The following is a 3006-nucleotide window of genomic DNA, read 5'->3' as shown; positions in this document are numbered from 1 at the left end:
GTAGGTCATCGTCAAGATTAAATTCCGAAACCCCTATCTGCGTATGCAGGTAGGGGTTTTGTTTTGCCCGCAGGAAATCCGTCTCGTCGGGTTTCTATGCAACGGCTCGGGGCATGGCTATCATGCGGGCCTCATTGTGAGGCGATACTTGCATGCTGACGTTGTTAAAGCTTCTTAAAGATGGCCGGTTCCATTCGGGCCAGACCCTGGGTGCTGCACTAGGGATCAGTCGTAGTGCAGTGTGGAAGCAGCTTCAGCATCTAGAGGCTGAGCTTGGCTTGTCAGTTCATAAGGTGCGCGGTCGCGGATATCAGCTGGCTGCACCGTTGACGCTACTGGATCCTGTCGCCATAGCGGACGAGGCACCTGCTTGTGCCTGGCCAATTTTGCTCTTTGACTCAATAGACTCCACCAACGCTGAGGCCTTGCGCGCGATCGAGCGTGGTCAGGCAGCGCCATTTTTGGTGCTTGCCGAGCGCCAGACGGCGGGTCGCGGGCGGCGGGGGCGCAAGTGGGTAAGCCCTTTCGCAGAAAACGTCTATTACAGCCTGGTATTGCGCATTGACGGTGGAATGCGGCAACTGGAGGGGTTGAGTCTGGTTGTCGGTCTTGCGGTCATGCAGACATTGCGAGCGCTCGGTGTTCCGGGAGTAGGGTTAAAATGGCCCAATGATGTTTTGGTGGGGCAGAAAAAGATCGCCGGGATACTGCTCGAATTGGTGGGTGATCCTGCGGATGTCTGTCATGTGGTGTTGGGTGTTGGAATTAACGTCAATATGCAGATGACTGAAGAGGTTGATCAGTTATGGACGTCAATGCGTCTGGAGTCAGGCAAGGCGTTTAATCGCAATCACCTGGTTTCGAAATTGGGCTTGATGCTCCAGGAATACCTGGCTCGTCACCAGCGTGACGGATTTTCCTCTATTCAGTCGGAGTGGGAGCAAAACCATCTTTGGCAGGGGCGGGCAGTGTCTTTGATTGCCGGCGTAAACCAGATAGATGGTGAGGTATTGGGTATCGACAGTCAGGGGGCTTTGCGCTTGAAAGTAAATGGCGTTGAAAAAGTCTTTAGTGGTGGTGAGCTCAGTCTGAGGTTGCGTGATGATTCTTGAGCTCGACTGTGGAAACAGTTTTATCAAATGGCGTGTGCTCTGTGCAGATGTCAGGCGGGTGTTCAGTGAGGGTGTGGTTGATTCGGATGATGCTTTGTTGGAGAGTTTGAGCAAGCTTGATGGGCTTGCACTTAAGCATTGTCGGTTGGTCAGTGTTAGAACGGCTGAAGAAACCGCCGCTTTAGCTTCTATATTGACGCAAGCTTTCGGTGTGTCCGTGGTATGCGCGACACCAGCCCGCGAAATGGCCGGGGTGCGCAACGGGTATGAAGAGTTTGAGCGGCTGGGTCTCGATCGCTGGCTGGCAATGCTCGGAGGGTTTCATCTGGCTTCCGCTGCATGCCTGGTGCTTGATTTCGGTACTGCTGTGACGGCCGACTTCATTGCTGCGGACGGGGAGCACCTCGGTGGCTTTATCTGCCCCGGGATGCCCCTAATGCGCAACCAGTTGCGAACCCATACTCGCAAAATACGATACGGTGACCTGGCTGCCGAGCGAGCGCTCGAAAGTCTGGCTCCTGGCCGTACAACCGTCGAAGCGGTGGAGCGGGGATGCTCGCTTATGCTGAGGGGGTTTGTCCTGACTCAGCTGGAGTTGGCGCGTAGTTACTGGGGGGATGAGTTTACTGTGTTCCTTACCGGGGGTGATGCGACGCTGGTTTCCGGAATCGTGCCCGAAGCCAGGCTGGTTCCAGACCTGATTTTTGTAGGATTAGCGATGGCATGTCCATTGTCCTGAGGTTTTTATGCGCTGGTTGTTCCTCTTGCTACTCGTACTCAACGTCTTTTATTACATTTGGCATCAACAAGAGGCGCCGCTGCGGGCGAAAGATGTAACGCCTTTGAGCTTGTACCGGGGGGCGCAACAGGATATTCGCTTGTTAAGCGAGGCGGCTGATACGACTCGAGATAAAGGAAAGCCTGCAGAGGCGGTTAATGGTTGTCTCTATTTGGGTGGCTTTGCTCGTCAGGAGACCGCCCAGGTGGCTGGGCGCCGACTGAGCGAGATAGGCGTCAAGTATCAGTCTTTGCCGAAAGATGCCGTCGAGTCGTCTGGTTATTGGGTGCGAGTGGCCCCCGAAAGCCAGCGTTTGCTGGATGATTTGCAGCTGTTAAACCTTTCTAAAGAATTCAATGAGTTAAAACATAAAATAATGCCGTGTGAGGGGGTTGCACCGGCTGAATAGTTTGCATAGAATGGCGCCCGCTTCGCAGTGAAGACCTTTAGCGGTCAGCAGTGCGAAAGCGGTGTCAACGCAGCTAACCTCAGGTTTTTAATGAGAAAAATGCTTGACAGAAGGCTGGCATGATGTAGAATGCCGGCTCGCTTAGGAGGGGTTCCCGAGCGGCCAAAGGGATCAGACTGTAAATCTGACGTCTACGACTTCGAAGGTTCGAATCCTTCCCCCTCCACCAATTTTAGCGAGAGCTGCAAGCTCCGCGGGTATAGTTTAGTGGTAGAACCTCAGCCTTCCAAGCTGATGATGCGGGTTCGATTCCCGCTACCCGCTCCAAGTTTGCAGATCCTGCAAAGTGTTACGCTCTTGTAGCTCAGTTGGTAGAGCACACCCTTGGTAAGGGTGAGGTCAGCGGTTCAAATCCGCTCAAGAGCTCCATATAACAAGGCAGATATGAAAATATCTGCCTTTGTTTTAATGGTTGATATTACTTGCTCAATTCTTTTGTTGGGGGTTGTTTCGATGGCTAAGGAAAAGTTCGATCGTTCGCTGCCGCACGTTAACGTTGGTACTATCGGTCACGTTGACCATGGTAAGACTACGCTGACTGCTGCTCTGACTCGTGTTTGCTCCGAGGTTTTCGGTTCGGCCATCGTTGATTTCGATAAAATCGACAGCGCGCCAGAAGAAAAAGCTCGTGGTATCACCATCAACAC

At 53.1% G+C, this 3006-nt stretch carries 4 protein-coding genes and 3 tRNA genes; all 7 read left to right on the top strand.

Features of this window, described 5'->3' with window-relative positions; genetic code table 11:
- Positions 1–152 precede the first annotated feature (152 nt).
- A complete protein-coding gene (birA, locus tag AC07N8_RS29405) occupies positions 153–1112 on the top strand; it encodes a bifunctional biotin--[acetyl-CoA-carboxylase] ligase/biotin operon repressor BirA (protein ID WP_493147240.1) in 960 nt (319 codons plus the stop codon).
- On the top strand, positions 1102–1851 hold the full coding sequence (locus AC07N8_RS29400) for a pantothenate kinase (protein ID WP_493147238.1): 750 nt from the start codon (positions 1102–1104) through the stop codon (positions 1849–1851). Before birA ends, AC07N8_RS29400 begins: the two co-directional genes overlap by 11 nt.
- A gap of 7 nt (positions 1852–1858) precedes the next feature.
- Complete coding sequence (locus tag AC07N8_RS29395) at positions 1859–2299, top strand: hypothetical protein (protein WP_483843510.1); 441 nt, start codon at positions 1859–1861, stop codon at positions 2297–2299.
- A gap of 144 nt (positions 2300–2443) precedes the next feature.
- A tRNA-Tyr gene (locus AC07N8_RS29390) sits at positions 2444–2528 on the top strand.
- Positions 2529–2552: 24 nt separating this feature from the next.
- Positions 2553–2626, top strand: a tRNA-Gly gene (locus tag AC07N8_RS29385).
- Positions 2627–2652: 26 nt separating this feature from the next.
- Positions 2653–2728 (top strand) — tRNA-Thr (locus tag AC07N8_RS29380).
- Between the two features lie 84 nt (positions 2729–2812).
- Positions 2813–3006: GTP-binding protein (locus AC07N8_RS29375; RefSeq protein ID WP_493147242.1), on the top strand; the 194-nt coding region annotated here is incomplete at its 3' end.

The organism is Pseudomonas sp. GW821-FHT10C09 (assembly GCF_059415465.1).
This window is presented reverse-complemented; position numbering and strand designations above follow the sequence as displayed.

Excerpts from the sequence above, each read along its gene's own strand:
- birA (WP_493147240.1), top strand. The coding sequence starts at position 153 with ATGCTGACGTTGTTAAAGCTTCTTAAAGATGGCCGGTTCCATTCGGGC.
- AC07N8_RS29400 (WP_493147238.1), top strand. The coding sequence starts at position 1,102 with ATGATTCTTGAGCTCGACTGTGGAAACAGTTTTATCAAATGGCGTGTG.
- AC07N8_RS29395 (WP_483843510.1), top strand. The coding sequence starts at position 1,859 with ATGCGCTGGTTGTTCCTCTTGCTACTCGTACTCAACGTCTTTTATTAC.